The organism is Pseudomonas sp. IzPS59 (assembly GCF_014863505.1).
Taxonomy (GTDB): Bacteria; Pseudomonadota; Gammaproteobacteria; order Pseudomonadales; family Pseudomonadaceae; genus Aquipseudomonas; species Aquipseudomonas kribbensis.
Genome location: NZ_CP062251.1, coordinates 2,824,735 through 2,840,240, shown reverse-complemented (window position 1 = coordinate 2,840,240; position 15,506 = coordinate 2,824,735). Strand labels below are relative to the sequence as shown.

The following is a 15,506-nucleotide window of genomic DNA, read 5'->3' as shown; positions in this document are numbered from 1 at the left end:
TAGCCGACTAATTTAGATCGTTACGTTCGAAAAAATAGGTAAGCTGTTCGCCCAGTAAAGGCCTCCATGGCGACTCGAGGACACCGACATGATCTCCGACCCAGGCACACCGACACTCGATCAATTGCGGGTCTTTCTGACCGTCGTGGAAGTCGGCAGCTTTGCCGCGGCAGCGCGCAAGCTTCACCGGGCGACTTCGGTGATCAGCTACTCGATTGCCAATCTTGAGATGCAACTGGGCGTCACCCTCTTCGACCGTGAAACCACCCGCAAGCCGCAACTCACCGACGCCGGCCGCACCGTGTTGGCAGAGGCCCGGACCATCGCCAACGGCGTGCATGGCTTGCGCGCCAAGGTAAAAGGCCTGCTGCAGGGACTGGAGGCCGAAGTGCATGTGGTACTCGACGTAATGCTACCGGCCGAGCGCGTGGTGGATGCGCTGAAATCCTTTCGCGAAGAATTCCCCACCGTTGCCCTGCATCTGCACATGGAAGCGCTTGGCGCCGTGACTGAACGGGTGATCAATCGCGGCGCGGTGGTTGGCGTCAGCGGGCCGATGAACGACGGCATCAACGGCATCGAAAGAATCGGCATCGGCAGCGTCGAGCTGATTCCGGTGGCGGCGCCGAATCATCCTTTGGCGATCGCCGAAGGCAATGTTCCGGGTGCCGGGCGCGAGCATACGCAACTGGTACTGTCGGATCGCTCGGTGCTGACCAAGGACAAGGATTTCGCCGTACTCAGCAACCGCACCTGGCGCCTGGCGGACCTGGGCGCCAAGCACATGCTGCTGCGCGAAGGCATCGGCTGGGGCAACATGCCCCGGCCGATGATCCAGGAAGACCTGGACAGCGGCCGACTGGTGCAACTGGACCTGCCGGAATACACCAGCGGGCAATACACCTTCGACGCCATCTACCGCACCGATGTGCCACCAGGCCCTGCGGCGCGGTGGTTGATCGAGCGTTTCGTTCAACAGAACACGCAAGAGGCTTGATCCGGCAAGTTGACGATCGCCCATCCGAGTGTTCAGATGCCGCCCTGTTTCAGGTGTCCCATGCCGCCGTGCATGGGGTGAAACGGGAAACCGGTGCGTTCGTTTCGAACCAGTCCGGTGCTGCCCCCGCAACGGTAGGCGCGTGATGCTTTCGACACACCACTGTGGCCAGACGGCCATGGGAAGGTGAAAGCGTCCAGACGCGCGAGCCCGGAGACCGGCCTGAAATGCTGTTTGGCAAACTCCTGCGGTGGGCGGGCATGGGCCGGTGTCGGCGTGTGCGCGATGCCTTCTCCTGCATGCTCTTCTGCGAAGATCCTTTCGAGAAGACGATGATCAAACCTTTCAACACTCCGGCTCCATCCCTGTTGCTTGGCTGTCTGTTCAGCCCCCTGCTGCTGGCGGACGACACGCCGCTTGAACTCACTCAGCAAATCGTTTCCGCGCCGTCCGTGGAGTCCACCACCGTCGCCGACATGGCGCAGTTCGGCAGCAAGGTCGAGATCGTCACCCGCGAGCAGATCGAACGCGCCGGCCCCAGCGCCGATGTCAGCCGCGTGATGCAGATGTTCATTCCCGGCCTGTACGTCGCGCCGAAAAACGGCCCGTTCGACTACGGCACCTATTCCCTGCTGGGCGGACGCAACGATGACACGCTGATCCTGCTCGACGGTGTGCGCCTGAACAATCGCCTATACGGCGGCCTGTACCTGGACACCCTGCCGGCCAACGCCATCGAACGCATCGAAGTGCTCAAGGGCGGGCAGAGTCTGCTGTTCGGCACCCAGGCCGTGTCCGGCGTGATCAACATCGTCACCCGCAGCCCGCAGAGCCGCAAAGCCTCCGGCGAAGTGAACATGGGCGTGGATACGTTCGGCGGCACCACCGAGGATGCGCGGGTCGAAAACATCTTCACCAACGGCTTCGGCGACCTGGGCCTGCTGGCCTACGTCAGCCATAACGTTTCGGACGGCTATCAGCCGTTTCGCAATCGCGACATCAAGAACGACAGCGAAAAGAAGCGCGCCTACGAAGTCACCACCTTCGGCGCCAAGGCGATTCAGTCCTTTGCCGATGACGCGCGCCTGGAACTGTTCTACCAATACGCCGACGCCAACCTCGACTTCGCTCGCCCGGTGGACAACCACAAGACCACCAACGACCGCATCCAGCAGATCGCCACGGCCACCTTCGAACAGAACGTCAACGAACGCCTTAGCTACTTCGTCAAAGGCCACATCAACGACTGGGACACCCGCTACACGCGCATCAACAACACCGCCGATGGCGGCACCCGAACCATCAACCACAACGACTACTGGGGCTTCACCGACTGGGGCGTGCAGGCCGAAGGCAAGGCCGAGTTGCCCGGCGGCCATGTGCTGGTGTTCGGCACGGACAACCAGTGGTTCAAGGGCCAGGACGATGTGTTGATCATCGACAATGACAAGGCTGAAGCCCACGCGTTCTACACCCAGTTGCGTCCGAAGATCGATGCCCTGCCCGACTGGCACCCGAGCATCGGTATCCGCCACGAAGCCATGAGCGGCGGCGACAGCGCCACGGTCGGCATGCTCACTTCGCTGTACGACCTCAATGAAAACTGGTCTGTTCGTGGCCAGTACGGCACGGCCTACAAACTGCCGAATGCCGAGCAACTGTTCGTCAACGAACCGGGCGATGAACTGGGCAACCGTAACCTGAAACCGGAGAAAAGCCGCAACGCCGAACTCGGCCTCGATTACAAAGGCTTGCTGATCGACCGTGAGTTCAGTGCCAGCGTCACCCTGTTCAAACGCAAGATCGATGACCTGATTACCCTTGATGACATCCACTGGGTCAACGGTCAGGGGCGGATCCAGATGCGTGGTTTCGAGGCGGACGCGAAACTGGCACTCAACGAGCAATGGAGCCTGCAGGCGGACATGACCCGTAACCTGACCGAATCCCGCGCGGGAGTGACGATCAACGACGTACCGAGCTTCTTCGCCCGTTCGCGCATCGGTTACGAGTCGGTTGACCGGATGTGGGGCGCCGGCGGTGCGATCCGCTATATCCGCGATGTGATCAGCTCGAAACAGGTCGAGTACGGCCACTACTCGGTGGTGGACGCCGACGCTTATCGCTATCTCGACGGTGCCCACCAACACCGGTTGAGCCTGCTGGTGGAAAACCTGTTCGACCGCGATTACGTCACCAGCCGCTCGAACAACGTCGACAACCTCGGACGGCCGTTCACCTCCGAAGTGCGCTACACGTACCGTTTCTGATGGCTGACATCATCACCACCGACGGCGTCGATTCGCACCCGGACTGGTCGCACGTTCCCGAGCATGCGCGCCACGTGTTCCTCTGCACCGGCCCGCGCTGCACCCAGCGCGGCGCCTTGCAGCTATGGAAAACCCTGCGCCGGCACTTGCTGGCCCATGACCGGATCGAGACACCGGGCGGGGTTTTGCTGACCCGCACGCACTGTCAGTTCCCGTGCAATCTGGGGCCGGTCATGACGGTGTATCCGGAGACCTGCTGGTATGGCGTACGCAGCCACGCCGATGCGCAGCGACTGGTCGAAGTGCATCTGGTGGGCGGTGAAGTGGTCGAGGATCTGCTGATCAAGGAGCGCTTGTGAGAAGGCTGTTCTTTCTGGCCGGTGCCCTGCTTTGCGCTTCTCCGGCTATGGCAGATGACTACCGCAATTGTGGCGAGACCTGGCACCTGCCGGCATCGCCACCGTCGCGGATTGTTGCGCTCAATCAGCATGCAGCCGATCTGGTCTTGGCGTTGGGCGCAGGCTCGGCGCTGGCGGGTGTGGCCTATCTGGATGATACCGGCGTGCCTCAGACCGAGTACTTCGGAGCGCCAGTGATTTCACACCTCTATCCTTCCAGCGAAGTGTTGTATGCGCAGAAACCGGATCTGGTGGTCGGTGGATTTGCGACGGCGTTCGGCAATGGCGTGACGTCACGCAGCGGACTGGGGCGCAACGGCGTGGCTTCGTATCTGCTGGAGTCGGCCTGCAACGGGCACTCGCGGGATTACTTTGAACACATTCGCAACGACCTCTTGACCCTCGGCGCCTTGCTGCACAAACAGCAACGCGCCACAGAGTTACGCAACGCATTGGACGCCGACCTGAACACTGCCAAGGCCTTAACGGGCTCGGGAAAACCGCGGTCCGTGTTCTATCTCGACAGCGAAGTCATAGGCCTGGACAGCGAAGGCGGACGCGGATTCGTCACCACATTGCTCGCCGCCGCCGGCGCGCGAAACCTGTTCGCCGACATCGACCAATACCGTGTGACCGTCAGCCGCGAAACCCTGCTCGCCAGTGACCCCGACGTGATCCTGCTGGCCGATGCGCAATGGTCGCCAGCCAGTCGCAAGCGTCAGTTGCTGATGCAGGATCCGGTGCTGTCGACCCTGCGAGCCGTGCGCGAGGGCCGGATGATCGATATTCCGTTTACGCATCTGTTGCCAACGCCAGGCAGTGGCCGGGTGGTGCTGGAGTTGGCACAGCAGCTCAGTGCCTCGGGATTTTAAATGGGGACAGATTTATTTTTTCTGCCTCCGGCAGAAAGGCGTTTGAGGAGATCCTGGTGAGAACCCCAACCGCCTGCCAATGATGGCGGCTTATGACGATTTTCAATGCGCGCAGCTTTCGGTACTCCCGATTCGCGTTTACCATACGCCCAACTCGTATTACCGCGGCTGCTGAACCCGGTATTCACGAGGAAAGAACATGAACAGAACCCGCGCCTGGAGACGTAGCCAGGCCCGTAAACACGGCAGTGACAAAGCGGTTCGCCCGCAAACTTTCAAGCCGGAAAAGAACTGGAAGTTGATGTACATCCGGTCCACCAAGCTGGTCAGGGCTCGCCAACTCGGCATGAGCTATCCCATTCGCTCCACCCGCCAACTGCTGGATCAAGAGTGATGAATCTACTGTTCATTTGCAGTCGTAACCAATGGCGCAGCCCGACGGCTGAAGAAGTTTGGCGCCGTCGTCCCGGCTTCAATGTTCGTTCAGCGGGCACCAGCCCCAATGCACGCAAAACCATCGGCCCGGCGGATATTCGCTGGGCCGATTTCATTTTTGTGATGGAAACCAAACACCTGAATCGTCTGCGGGCCGAATACGCCCGGCTGCTGGAGCACAAGCGGATTCACTCGCTGGATATTCCGGATGACTATCAGTACATGAATCCTGAGCTGGTAGAGCTTCTTGAGGAATCGGTGAAACCCTACCTCGCCACTTGACCCTCTGTGCCTCCCACAATTGCTTGTTCTGTTCAAGGAAGACAAAACAATGAAAAAGACCTTCGGAATACTGCTATTGATCTGTTTTTCGGCCAGCGCAAACGCTGACGAAAACCCCATCGGCTTCCGGACCTCTACACTGCCGGACGCGCACAACGACCGTCCGCTGGAAATGGTCGTCTGGTATCCCGCCAAAACCACCGCCACCCCGCAATTGATTGCCGACGATATCGTGTTCGTCGGGACGTCCGCCGTGCGCGATGCGCCACCGACTGCCGGTGAGCACCCATTACTAGTGCTCTCCCATGGTTATCGAGGGAACTGGAGCAACCAGGCGTGGCTGGCCACCGCTTTGGCCCGGCAGGGTTACATCGTGGCGGCGGTCAACCATCCCGGCACCACGACGCATGACCGCAGTCCCCAAGCCGCTGCACAGTTGTGGCAACGACCTGTCGACATCAGCCGCGTCATTGATGCGGTCACCGCTAAGCCCGAGCAACTGGGTGCCGTTTCGATGCGTCGAATTGCGGTAGCCGGCCATTCACTCGGCGGCTGGACTGCCCTCGAAATCGCTGGTTCACGGTTCGATCCCGAACGCTTCGCGAAGGACTGCGCAGACCATCAAAAACTGGCCAGCTGCTCCGTCTACAAGACAATCAACGTCGCCGACACGCCAGAATCAAAAAGCCGGATGAGCGCGGACTTGAGCGACAAACGCGTCAGCGCCATCGTGTCACTGGACCTGGGCCTGTCACGGGGGATGACCGATGCAAGCCTCGCTGCGTTGCCGGTTCCGACACTGGTGATTGGCGCTGGCGTGCCGTCCGAGGAGCTGCCCGCTCAACTGGAGTCGGCCAATCTCGCCCAGCGCCTGCCTTCGGCATCGTCGCAGTATGTCGAGATCAGCGACGCCAGCCATTTCAGCTTCGTGGCATCTTGCAAATCCGGCACCGTGGAGTTGCTTGAAGAAGACTCGCCAGGCGACGGCATCATTTGCGGGGATGGTGGCGGCCGTTCGCGTGAGGCGATCCAGCAACAGGTTGTGGCATTGATCGACGGGTTTCTGAACCGGTCACTGCCCAACTGATGACGCTGTTGCCTGTGCATTCGTGATACGTCAGGATTCCTCCCTTTTGACCATCAGGAGCAATCGTGGAACGTCTCTTCGTTTATGGAACTCTGGGGCCTGGCCGTCCGAACGAGCATGTGATGCTCAACATCGGCGGCACCTGGCAGGCCGCTTCGTTGAAGGGGCGTCTGTCGCACGCCGGCTGGGGTGCGGCGATGGGATTTCCCGGGCTGGTGATTGCTGAAGATGGCGACGTCATTGAAGGCTTTGTGTTCTCCTCCGAAAACTTCCAGCAGCACTGGGCGGCACTTGATGAGTTTGAAGGGGCCGAGTATCAGCGGGTTCTGACCAAGGTGACTCTGGATGACGGGACGGCAATGGATGCCTGGGTCTACGCCCTGCGCTAGGCAACTTCACCAAAACGGTTATGCCCTGCTGCGCCAGGCAATCCCGGCTGCATGGCTGAGCGGGCTTCGGAACACCTTCGACGCCGGCGTAAAGCCCTCAAGCGAATGGCCCGTGCCTCGTGGCATCGATTGGCGCCATTCGCTGCTGGACACTGACCCGACCGTTCAGGCTGTGTGCCGGTTGCCACCATTGCTGGCCGTAGCAGGCGAATTGATCGGCGAACGCTTCTTTCTTTCACAGGTAGAGGGCCGTGAACCGCTTGCCGGTGGCGGCCACCAGCAGTTGCACCGCGACTTGTCGGCGCAACGCCCCGGCGACACCGCTGTCGCGCTGGTATATCTCGACGATTACGGCCCGGAGAACGGCGCCACCCGCATCGTCCCCGGCAGCCATCGCCCTGCACTCGGCGAGCCGCCATTCGATTTCACTGACGAGTCCCGATCCGTGCAACTGACGGGCAATGCAAGCGATATCCTGATTTTCGATGCCGATCTCATTCACGCCGGCAGCCTGAACGCCACCGGAGCCCGCCGTCGCACGCTGCTGATCACTTATTTTTCGGAAACGCTCTACGCATCACACTCGGAAACGGTGGTTCTCAGAAACATTCGAATGGACACCAGCGAACGGTTCGACCCGGCAGAGTTTGCCCTGAGGAACGCTGGACAATTCATTTGACTTGATTGCCTACGGCAACTATATAGTTGCTCAAGGCAACTATTCGAGCACATGCCATGTCCGCGACCCCACTGATCGATCGAGCCGACATCGTCCGGCAATTCAACCGCTTCTACACCCACCAGATCGGCGTTCTGCAGGAACACCTGCTGCAAAGCGACTACTCGCTGACCGAGCTGCGTATCCTCTACGAACTGGCCTCCGGCGGCGATCTGACCAGCGCCGACCTGCGCCAGATGCTGAGCCTGGACGCGGGTTACATGAGCCGGATCATCAGCGGCTTCGACAAAAAAGGCCTGATCCAGAAGGTCCCTTCCGCCACCGACGCCCGCGCCAGTCTGTTGCACATCACCGACCTCGGCCGCGAAATCCTCGCCCCGCTGGAACAGGCCTCCCGGCAGGAAGTCATCACCCTGCTCGAACGCATGGCCGAGCCGCAGCAGCTGCAATTGATCGAGTCCATGAAGCAGATCCAGACCCTGCTCGAGGGCGGCAAGCAACCCGCCTACCTGCTGCGAGACCCACAACCCGGCGACATGGGCCTGGTGGTGCAGCAACAAACCGTCATCTACACCCGCGAATACGGCTGGAACCGGGAGTTCGAAGCGCTGGTCGCCGAAATCGTCGCCAAATACCTGCGCGAGTTCGACCCTGCCAGCGAACGCTGCTGGATTGCGGAAAAGGACGGCAAGGTTGTCGGGTCAGTATTTGTCATCCGGCACGACGCAACCACGGCAAAACTGCGCATGCTGTTTGTGGACGCCAGCGCTCGGGGGCTGGGGATCGGCAATCGACTCGTCGAGGAATGCCTGAGGTTTGCCCGGGATGTCGGGTACAAAAAGATGATTCTGTGGACGACCAGCAATCTGGTTGATGCCCGCAAGTTGTATCAGCGGGCGGGGTTTGAGTTGGTGGAGGAGGAGCCGATATTCAGCTTTGGGAAGGAGCTGGTGAGTCAGACGTGGGCGATTGAGCTTTGATGCTCTGTTTCGCCCTTTCGCCCTAGTTGTAGTCTACGCTCGACACATTGGCTGAGTAGGGGGGCCCGGAAAATGGAAGCCAACATTGATGCGACGCTTTTCATCACAGAGACCCGCTTTGACAGGCAAATTCTATTGCTTTCCAAACTCTCGAATCAGACGCGACTTGAACTGGTGATTTGGCTTTATCCAGAGTCAAGGGTCGATAATGTAATTGGCTATCGCGTCAACTCCCCCACCTCTGTCAATGCTATACCGGTAACAACTTATGCCGGTCATATTGCCGGCAGATGCACTCAGCGACTGCCAATAACCGATGATTTGATTAGAGCTATTGCCCTTAATGAAGTCGACTTTATCGACGAGTGCGACAGCTTGTGCGTTTATCACCCCTCACAAGCCGAGTGGGTTGCAAGCGTCATATCGCACGAAGGCGTTATTTTGATTAAGGATGGCTCTCTACTCGTTGGCCTGGAGGTCCTTGATTTCAAGGTAACACCGCACGCTCCATCTTGGTGGTGAACCGTCACTCGCTCCGAAACGTTCCCAAAAAGGGGGCTGATATATTTTTCAAATAATAATTCAGTCTCTTCCCTCAATAAAAACATCCTTGAGCGAGTATGTCATGACTCTTCCCCCAGCCATCTACGGCGCCCACGCTCTCACTGAATAAATAATTCCAATTGTAACTTATCGAGAACATCAACAACTGAATGAGCAATTGCCACTTCTGACCGACCTTTAAGACCGCCCACATGAAGCCCAACAAGGTTACGTGTTGCGGGGTTTATCCAAACACTCCCTGAATCGCCTTGACCACTAATTCTCTGCTCGCCACCGGGTACGGGTGTAATGCAAAAAGCCTTGAGAAAGTAAGTTTGATTGTTCAGATCTGGATATACCATTGGAAGATCCTTGCTTGGATAGGCCTCAATAACTCCACGCGTTTCTTTTGTTGCAGCACCATATTTAACAACCAGTATTCCAGCCTTTGGTTGTTCAACACCGACAATAGAAAACCCAAGATTTAATATTTCACTAGAGCATGAGATTCCGTCATCCAGTACAGCAAATCCAAAATCGTAACCGGTCACTGGCTCTAGCATTGACACGGTAGTTGCAACATTTCTGGCACTTCTTGGTTGCTGAATTGTCTCATTCTTCCAAGCTAAGCTGCCCTCCAAGACATGCCAATTGCTAACCAAGCCTATGCGGCCTAAGTTATCCTTGGCAAAAAAGCCAAGGGTACCAGAGGTTTGCCTAAGCAAGTTACCTATTAGTGCTCCAGACAGTAATGGATTCAGAACATCATAGCTGTTGCCGTGCGGGTAATATATGCGCTCTATAACGTCACACCTGACGCCGTTTATACTCCTTGGCAAGACGTGATCCTTTAACAACCTGTCTGATGATATTTTATTTGGTACATGGAAGCGAATTCCAAATTTTTTTAATCTTTTCCCTTTCTTATAGACGTACCCATAATCTACGCCAATAGAGGCTGGATAACTCCTTGCTAGTGCAGACGCAATTTCCAGGCAGTTTTGGGTGTGCTTACTGACCATGAGCCCTCCTAGAAAACACCTTGACGTAAAGGCACATTGATACTATAGGTTAGTCAATATTATAAAAATCGCAAGGAGCAAGAGATTGGAAATATTCAGATAGTTGGTATGCCAGTTGAATAAAGCCTATCAATAGGGGACGACCTATGAATCACTCTATATCAATCAGCACTACTTTTTTTATTGCCTTGTCGCTTGCTAATACCTGTCTAGGTGCAGAGCCGGCGCAGACCGTGGCGACGTGGGATGAGTCATGCCCTGCTGAAGAAAAAGAAGGCACTGCTCAATCCTTTGGTGTAGCTGTAGCCGCTATACTCATACCAAAGGCGGCAGAGGCTGCCGTAGATGCAGTTGGCGCGGCTATAAAGGCATCCGCCGACACAAGTACCGTCATCAGAGCATCACAGCCTGTTTACTCTAAATTTTACAAAGTTACTCCGCTCGGGGAAATTGTCTCAAATAAAAACTGCCTTATAATTCGTAAAGGTATCTATAGTGCAAGTGATTTCAGCATTCTGGATGGAGCCCGAAGTCTTGGAGCTATGAAGCCAAACGATCAAATGTATTTCGAGCTGAAGCTTGAACAAGACCCAATTGACAAAAAATTTCTCCGCTTTAGACCAGTATATGCAAATATCAAGGAGTTTGAGGACTCCAGCTTTTGGACAAAAAACAGGCGTGTAGACCTACAAATAACATTGAAGTCAAAGTATGCGGAACAAAATTTTGGCTCAGTCACTATATCTTTTGCAGACGTTACGAAAGGGTATGAGTTAAAAGCCAATGACCCGCGGCTAACCTTCCTCACTAGCGATTCATTTGCCGCTCCTCAGCTAAACGATGTCAGTGCAATACAGACTGCACAAGCGAAGAAAGGAAAAGATCGTGCCGAGGCCATTTCATACATTAACAATGGAGGCATCACAAACGATTTCGAATACAAAAAAGATGTAGTAAGCGTGTACTCGGTGAACGGCGCTCGAGACAACTTAATAAGCTACTGCAAGTCACTTAAAGCATCAAGCGCAGATCCACTTTGCTCTGGATGGGAATTACAGCGACCTGAGAGGGACAAGCTTATCGAAACTTTGTCGACTGCAGAAAAAAGCGATGATTTGAAAACCAGAAGAATTATATGGGCCAAAGACATTTGCAAAGAATACACTTCTAAAAACGGACCGCGATCTTGCTTTGGTGACGATCAGAAAGCGGACTATCCTCAAGCAGGATATATCTCTACGGTAGGCAGCATTAGCCATACCAGAGAAGCAAATAAATTTGGAGTCGCTCTGGCAAAAGTAATTAGTACCTCCGCAGGAGATCTAGGTAAAACCGTGGAAGATCAATTGCCCGAGGCCAGAAAAAAAACCGCAGACGCTGCTGAATCGGCCAAGAGGGGGCAGACTCAAGAGATAATAACTTCAAGTGCCCAGCTAGAAATATCTCAAAGCATTTTGGACAAGGAGCTTAAAAAGAGCCCCCTTCCCTCCGACGATAACATTCTCCAGTTCCGCTTAGATATTCTAAAAGCAAAGATAAAAGTCAACAACGCATACTACGCTGCGGGGTTGACTCCGCCATATTCGGAATATGAGTAATTTCATGCTTCCTCATAATTATCAGTCGCACACTAATTGATATATTTTTCTAATAAAAGGGGACAAAAAAAAAGGAAAACGAAAAAGAAACGAAAAAGGGGACAACGAAAAAGGGGACTGATATATTTATTCAAATAATAAATCAGTCCCCTTCCACTCCTGCCGCGTCCGCAGGGCGTTCCTGACTCACTCAGGTGCCCCGTAAAATACCGCCCCCAATCAGATCAAGCCCGCCCTTCCTGAATCTTGAATGAATCATCAAGGGGCGCATACCCAATAGCTTTTCTGGTCTGATCAATTGAAAGCCGTTTGTAGCGGTTATCCGAAACACCATGAACAACATGGAACCCGCTCAGATCGGCCTCGACGCATCGTTCCAGTAACGCTACAACATCCCTGTAGCTGATAAACGCGGCCACGTCCCGCGGGCTGTGGGTTTCTCCGGCGTGAAATCTGGCTACGTTCGCAATACAGACCGCGATCGTTGTCATTTGCCCATCGTTTGCATACATCGAGGCCAGCGCTTCGCCAAACGCTTTGCTGACCCCGTAAAGGTTGCCCGGTTTAGGTGCTATCCATTCATGGATCTGGACGTCTTTCGGATACCCCTCAATCGCCTGGGCACTGCTCGCGAATATGAAGCGCTTGCAGCCTTGCGCTTTGGCGGCGAACAGCATGTTGTAAGTGCCGATAATATTCACAGGCAGCAGGGAAGATGTGAAGTCGGCGTCCGGGTTCGGATCGGCAGCGAGATGGATCACGGTGTCAATGCCTTCGCAGGCCTCGAGACAACTGGCCTGATCCCTGATGTCGAGAGAGAAACGTTGTGCCGAGTCCGGAAGTGTTGTTACGTCTATATCGGCCAGACGCAAATCGGATTTATCTTCTCGTGCGGTCCAGAAAGCCCTGCCGATCTGGCCCGAAGCCCCCGTGATCAAGATTTTTGGCGTGCTCATGTCCGTATGTCCTTTTGGTAAGCGTCACGCCAGCGTCTCAGGCTTGTGACCGGTTCACAACGTCCAGAATGAGTGAAAAGTGTGAACGTCGAATGTTGCCTGTGGACGTGAACAGGCCAGAGCCAGCAATACTGGACAGTACGAAGTGCCCCCCCGACCTGACGGGGGGAACCAGCATCCTGCTGCCCACCCGGAGTTCCGCATGAAGATCGGCCTCATCTCCGACACCCACAACCTCCTGCGCCCTGGAGCCCTCGCCGCGCTGCAAGGTTGCGATCAGATCATCCACGCCGGCGACATCGGTAACCCGGACATACTCGCCCGGCTCGCCGAAATCGCCCCCGTCCATGCCGTGCGCGGCAACAATGATCTGAACAGCTCCTGGGCCAACGAGATCCCCGACCTGCTGACGTTCACCCTCAACGGCTGGCAAACCCTGCTCGTCCACGACATCACCGACGTTCCCGGCGATCTCGACCCGGGCGTAAAACTCATCATTACCGGCCACTCCCACAAACCGCTTATCGAATGGCGTAGTGACCGTCTCTACGTCAACCCGGGCAGCGCAGGCCCTCGTCGCTTCAAACTGCCGGTCACGCTGGCGATCCTGGAGATACAGCCAGACGCTATCGAGCCCCGCCTCGTTTCACTGCTGGATCCTCCCACCTGAAACCGCTACCGTTCCCCCATCCAGAACAGGGAACCCTCGCGCCATGTCCATCGCCGACAACCTCCTCGCTTTCACCCTCGCCGCCACGCTGCTGACCCTGACCCCCGGCCTCGACACCGCGCTGGTCCTGCGCACCGCCACCGTCGAAGGCAAGCAACAGGCCTTGCGTGCTGCGTTGGGCATCAACGCCGGTTGCCTGCTGTGGGGCGCGGCGGTGGCGTTTGGGCTAGGGGCGTTGATTGCGCTGTCGGAGCTGGCCTACAACCTGTTGAAGTATTGCGGCGCGGCGTATCTGGCGTGGCTCGGGTTGAACATGCTGCTGCGCCCTCGCCGCTCGCTGGCAGCCGCCGAAGCCAACGGCAAGCCGGGAGGCAACTGGTTCTTGAAAGGCATGCTGGGCAATGTGCTCAATCCCAAGGTGGGGATTTTCTATGTATCATTCCTGCCCCAGTTCATACCGCAAGGGCAGCCGCTGGTGCCGTGGACATTCGGGCTGGTGAGCATTCATGTGGTGCTGGGATTGATCTGGTCGCTGGTGCTGATCGGCGCGACGCAGCCGCTGTCGGGATTTCTGCGCCGGGAGAAGGTGATTCGCTGGATGGATCGCACCACCGGGGTGATTTTCGTGCTGTTTGCCGCGCGGCTGGCCTTCAGCAAGCGGTAAGCCGCCCAACGCCTTCTATCGACGCGTGCAGTTTCCTCGACTCAAGCGCTTGCCCTATACATATGGATATCCGTATATTCGAAACCCCATATGTATCAAGGGCACGTTCATGCTCACCCCCGCCACCGTTTTCAAATGCCTCGCCGACGAAACCCGCGCCCGGGCCACGCTGCTGATCACCCGTGAAGGCGAGTTGTGCGTCTGCGAGCTGGTCTGCGCCCTCGACGACAGCCAGCCGAAAATCTCCCGTCATCTGGCGCAGTTACGCACCTGCGGCCTGCTGCTGGATCGCCGTCAGGGCCAGTGGGTGTATTACCGACTGAATCCGCAGTTACCGGAATGGGTACGCGAGATGTTGCAGACCACCCTGAATGCCAACACCGCCTGGCTGGAAGAAAACAGCGCGCGACTCGCCGCCATGGGCGATCGCCCGCTCAATACATCCGCCTGCTGCTGAGGACCGATCATGCGCGTTCTATTCATGTGCACCGCCAACAGTTGCCGCAGCATTCTGTCCGAAGCGATGTTCAATCACCTGGCGCCGCAAGGTTTCGAGGCGGTCAGTGCCGGCAGCTTCCCCAAAGGCCAGGTGCTGCCGCGCAGCCTGACCACGTTGCAGGAGGCCGGCATTTCCATCGCCGGCTTGAGCAGCAAGGGCAACGACGCCTTCGAAGACACTCCGCCGGACATTGTCATCACCGTGTGCGACAAGGCCGCCGGCGAAGCCTGCCCGGTGTACTTCGGCCCGGCCCTGAAAGCCCATTGGGGACTGGAGGATCCGTCGGAAGTGCATGGCGATGAGACCGCTATCAATGCAGCCTTCCACGCCACCCTGGCCCGGATCGAAACCCGCTGCCGGGCCTTTCTCGCCCTGCCCTTCGCCCAACTTGATCGCGATGCCCTCAAGCGCGAGCTCGACCGCATCAGCCTGCTTTGACCGGAGCCGTCATGACCGACTTGCCCAATCTCGACCCTTCACTGATTCAAAAAATCGCCCGTAACGATGGCCTCCACAAGCCACGAATCCTGCTGCTCTACGGCTCGACCCGCCCACGCTCGTTCAGCCGCTTGCTGGTGGAAGAAGCCGCCCGACTGCTGGAGCACTTCGGTGCCGAAACGCGGATCTTCAATCCGTCGGGCCTGCCGTTACCGGACGATGCGCCTGGTGATCACCCGAAAGTCCAGGAACTGCTTGCGCTGATGCAATGGTCCGAAGGCCAGGTCTGGTGCTCGCCCGAACGTCACGGTGCGATGTCAGCGGTGTTCAAGGCGCAGATCGACTGGGTGCCGCTGGCGCTTGGCGCCGTGCGCCCGACCCAGGGCAAGACCCTTGCAGTGATGCAGGTCTGCGGCGGTTCGCAATCGTTCAACGTGGTCAATCAACTGCGCGTTCTGGGCCGCTGGATGCGCATGTTCACCATCCCCAATCAGTCCTCGGTGCCGAAGGCCTATCTCGAATTCGATGAAGGCAACCGCATGAAACCTTCGGCGCTGTACGATCGGGTGGTGGATGTGATGGAGGAACTGGTGAAGTTCACGCTGTTGCTGCGTGATCGTCCGGATCTGGTGGATCGCTACTCGGAGCGCAAGGAGTCGGCGGAGGAATTGATGCAACGGGTCAAGCAGCGCTCGATCTGAAAACCCGAATAAAAAGCCGGCGCGAT

Annotated in this window: 19 protein-coding genes and 1 riboswitch; of the genes, 17 read left to right on the top strand and 2 right to left on the bottom strand. The window is 57.0% G+C overall.

The window, feature by feature from the left end; genetic code table 11:
• Positions 1–88: 88 nt before the first annotated feature.
• From IF189_RS12690 to IF189_RS12640, 11 genes are all read left to right on the top strand, one after another.
• Entirely contained in the window at positions 89–997 is a 909-nt protein-coding gene (locus IF189_RS12690; RefSeq protein WP_192553438.1) for a LysR family transcriptional regulator, read from the top strand.
• 34 nt (positions 998–1,031) lie between these two features.
• A riboswitch (cobalamin riboswitch) is annotated at positions 1,032–1,238 on the top strand.
• A gap of 91 nt (positions 1,239–1,329) precedes the next feature.
• Positions 1,330–3,267 carry a TonB-dependent receptor plug domain-containing protein gene (locus tag IF189_RS12685; protein WP_192553437.1) on the top strand — a complete coding sequence of 646 codons (1,938 nt, stop codon included), beginning with the start codon at positions 1,330–1,332 and terminating at the stop codon, positions 3,265–3,267.
• The gene (locus IF189_RS12680; RefSeq protein WP_134826643.1) at positions 3,267–3,626 is read left to right on the top strand and encodes a (2Fe-2S) ferredoxin domain-containing protein; all 360 of its coding nucleotides are present in this window, start codon (positions 3,267–3,269) and stop codon (positions 3,624–3,626) included. Before IF189_RS12685 ends, IF189_RS12680 begins: the two co-directional genes overlap by 1 nt.
• A 47-nt stretch (positions 3,627–3,673) precedes the next feature.
• Positions 3,674–4,537 carry an ABC transporter substrate-binding protein gene (locus IF189_RS12675; RefSeq protein WP_413038527.1) on the top strand — a complete coding sequence of 288 codons (864 nt, stop codon included), beginning with the start codon at positions 3,674–3,676 and terminating at the stop codon, positions 4,535–4,537.
• 199 nt (positions 4,538–4,736) lie between these two features.
• A complete protein-coding gene (locus tag IF189_RS12670; protein WP_134826642.1) occupies positions 4,737–4,931 on the top strand; it encodes a hypothetical protein in 195 nt (64 codons plus the stop codon).
• Positions 4,928–5,254, top strand: coding sequence for a low molecular weight protein tyrosine phosphatase family protein (locus IF189_RS12665; protein ID WP_134826641.1), 327 nt, complete (start codon positions 4,928–4,930; stop codon positions 5,252–5,254). Before IF189_RS12670 ends, IF189_RS12665 begins: the two co-directional genes overlap by 4 nt.
• Positions 5,255–5,303: 49 nt before the next feature.
• Positions 5,304–6,341 carry an alpha/beta hydrolase family protein gene (locus tag IF189_RS12660; RefSeq protein WP_192553435.1) on the top strand — a complete coding sequence of 346 codons (1,038 nt, stop codon included), beginning with the start codon at positions 5,304–5,306 and terminating at the stop codon, positions 6,339–6,341.
• Between the two features lie 65 nt (positions 6,342–6,406).
• Positions 6,407–6,730 (top strand): gamma-glutamylcyclotransferase, encoded by a 324-nt coding sequence (locus IF189_RS12655; RefSeq protein ID WP_192553434.1) that lies wholly within the window; start codon positions 6,407–6,409, stop codon positions 6,728–6,730.
• Positions 6,705–7,409, top strand: coding sequence for a phytanoyl-CoA dioxygenase family protein (locus tag IF189_RS12650; protein WP_192553573.1), 705 nt, complete (start codon positions 6,705–6,707; stop codon positions 7,407–7,409). Before IF189_RS12655 ends, IF189_RS12650 begins: the two co-directional genes overlap by 26 nt.
• A 56-nt stretch (positions 7,410–7,465) precedes the next feature.
• Positions 7,466–8,389: a helix-turn-helix domain-containing GNAT family N-acetyltransferase gene (locus tag IF189_RS12645; protein WP_192553433.1), complete on the top strand. Its 924-nt coding sequence runs from the start codon at positions 7,466–7,468 to the stop codon at positions 8,387–8,389.
• A gap of 72 nt (positions 8,390–8,461) precedes the next feature.
• Positions 8,462–8,911 carry a hypothetical protein gene (locus IF189_RS12640; protein ID WP_134826636.1) on the top strand — a complete coding sequence of 150 codons (450 nt, stop codon included), beginning with the start codon at positions 8,462–8,464 and terminating at the stop codon, positions 8,909–8,911.
• Positions 8,912–9,051: 140 nt separating this feature from the next.
• Here the strand turns inward: IF189_RS12640 and IF189_RS12635 are convergent, their stop codons facing one another.
• Positions 9,052–9,954, bottom strand: coding sequence for a hypothetical protein (locus IF189_RS12635; protein WP_134826635.1), 903 nt, complete (start codon positions 9,952–9,954; stop codon positions 9,052–9,054).
• 146 nt (positions 9,955–10,100) lie between these two features.
• Between IF189_RS12635 and IF189_RS12630 the strand changes: the two genes are divergently transcribed.
• Positions 10,101–11,552 (top strand): hypothetical protein, encoded by a 1,452-nt coding sequence (locus IF189_RS12630; RefSeq protein ID WP_134826634.1) that lies wholly within the window; start codon positions 10,101–10,103, stop codon positions 11,550–11,552.
• A gap of 224 nt (positions 11,553–11,776) precedes the next feature.
• Here the strand turns inward: IF189_RS12630 and IF189_RS12625 are convergent, their stop codons facing one another.
• Positions 11,777–12,508: an NAD-dependent epimerase/dehydratase family protein gene (locus tag IF189_RS12625; RefSeq protein WP_192553432.1), complete on the bottom strand. Its 732-nt coding sequence runs from the start codon at positions 12,506–12,508 to the stop codon at positions 11,777–11,779.
• A 202-nt stretch (positions 12,509–12,710) separates the two neighbouring features.
• On the opposite strand from IF189_RS12625, the gene IF189_RS12620 reads away from it, so the two are divergent.
• The 5 genes from IF189_RS12620 to arsH all read left to right on the top strand — a co-directional run bounded on the left by IF189_RS12620 (position 12,711) and on the right by arsH (position 15,480).
• Entirely contained in the window at positions 12,711–13,178 is a 468-nt protein-coding gene (locus tag IF189_RS12620) for a metallophosphoesterase family protein (protein ID WP_134826632.1), read from the top strand.
• A 43-nt stretch (positions 13,179–13,221) separates the two neighbouring features.
• A complete protein-coding gene (locus IF189_RS12615; protein WP_192553431.1) occupies positions 13,222–13,842 on the top strand; it encodes a LysE family translocator in 621 nt (206 codons plus the stop codon).
• Between the two features lie 109 nt (positions 13,843–13,951).
• Positions 13,952–14,299: a metalloregulator ArsR/SmtB family transcription factor gene (locus tag IF189_RS12610; RefSeq protein ID WP_134826630.1), complete on the top strand. Its 348-nt coding sequence runs from the start codon at positions 13,952–13,954 to the stop codon at positions 14,297–14,299.
• 9 nt (positions 14,300–14,308) lie between these two features.
• Entirely contained in the window at positions 14,309–14,779 is a 471-nt protein-coding gene (locus IF189_RS12605) for an arsenate reductase ArsC (RefSeq protein WP_134826629.1), read from the top strand.
• 11 nt (positions 14,780–14,790) lie between these two features.
• Positions 14,791–15,480, top strand: coding sequence for an arsenical resistance protein ArsH (gene arsH / locus IF189_RS12600; RefSeq protein WP_134826628.1), 690 nt, complete (start codon positions 14,791–14,793; stop codon positions 15,478–15,480).
• The last annotated feature ends 26 nt before the right edge of the window (positions 15,481–15,506 follow it).

What these genes read in the sequence shown, in the direction of transcription:
- IF189_RS12690 (WP_192553438.1), top strand. Translation starts at nt 89, where the DNA reads ATGATCTCCGACCCAGGCACACCGACACTCGATCAATTGCGGGTCTTT.
- IF189_RS12685 (WP_192553437.1), top strand. Translation starts at nt 1,330, where the DNA reads ATGATCAAACCTTTCAACACTCCGGCTCCATCCCTGTTGCTTGGCTGT.
- IF189_RS12680 (WP_134826643.1), top strand. Translation starts at nt 3,267, where the DNA reads ATGGCTGACATCATCACCACCGACGGCGTCGATTCGCACCCGGACTGG.
- IF189_RS12675 (WP_413038527.1), top strand. Translation starts at nt 3,674, where the DNA reads ATGGCAGATGACTACCGCAATTGTGGCGAGACCTGGCACCTGCCGGCA.
- IF189_RS12670 (WP_134826642.1), top strand. Translation starts at nt 4,737, where the DNA reads ATGAACAGAACCCGCGCCTGGAGACGTAGCCAGGCCCGTAAACACGGC.
- IF189_RS12660 (WP_192553435.1), top strand. Translation starts at nt 5,304, where the DNA reads ATGAAAAAGACCTTCGGAATACTGCTATTGATCTGTTTTTCGGCCAGC.
- IF189_RS12650 (WP_192553573.1), top strand. Translation starts at nt 6,705, where the DNA reads ATGCCTGGGTCTACGCCCTGCGCTAGGCAACTTCACCAAAACGGTTAT.
- IF189_RS12645 (WP_192553433.1), top strand. Translation starts at nt 7,466, where the DNA reads ATGTCCGCGACCCCACTGATCGATCGAGCCGACATCGTCCGGCAATTC.
- IF189_RS12640 (WP_134826636.1), top strand. Translation starts at nt 8,462, where the DNA reads ATGGAAGCCAACATTGATGCGACGCTTTTCATCACAGAGACCCGCTTT.
- IF189_RS12635 (WP_134826635.1), bottom strand. Translation starts at nt 9,954, where the DNA reads ATGGTCAGTAAGCACACCCAAAACTGCCTGGAAATTGCGTCTGCACTA.
- IF189_RS12630 (WP_134826634.1), top strand. Translation starts at nt 10,101, where the DNA reads ATGAATCACTCTATATCAATCAGCACTACTTTTTTTATTGCCTTGTCG.
- IF189_RS12625 (WP_192553432.1), bottom strand. Translation starts at nt 12,508, where the DNA reads ATGAGCACGCCAAAAATCTTGATCACGGGGGCTTCGGGCCAGATCGGC.
- IF189_RS12620 (WP_134826632.1), top strand. Translation starts at nt 12,711, where the DNA reads ATGAAGATCGGCCTCATCTCCGACACCCACAACCTCCTGCGCCCTGGA.
- IF189_RS12615 (WP_192553431.1), top strand. Translation starts at nt 13,222, where the DNA reads ATGTCCATCGCCGACAACCTCCTCGCTTTCACCCTCGCCGCCACGCTG.
- IF189_RS12610 (WP_134826630.1), top strand. Translation starts at nt 13,952, where the DNA reads ATGCTCACCCCCGCCACCGTTTTCAAATGCCTCGCCGACGAAACCCGC.
- IF189_RS12605 (WP_134826629.1), top strand. Translation starts at nt 14,309, where the DNA reads ATGCGCGTTCTATTCATGTGCACCGCCAACAGTTGCCGCAGCATTCTG.
- arsH (WP_134826628.1), top strand. Translation starts at nt 14,791, where the DNA reads ATGACCGACTTGCCCAATCTCGACCCTTCACTGATTCAAAAAATCGCC.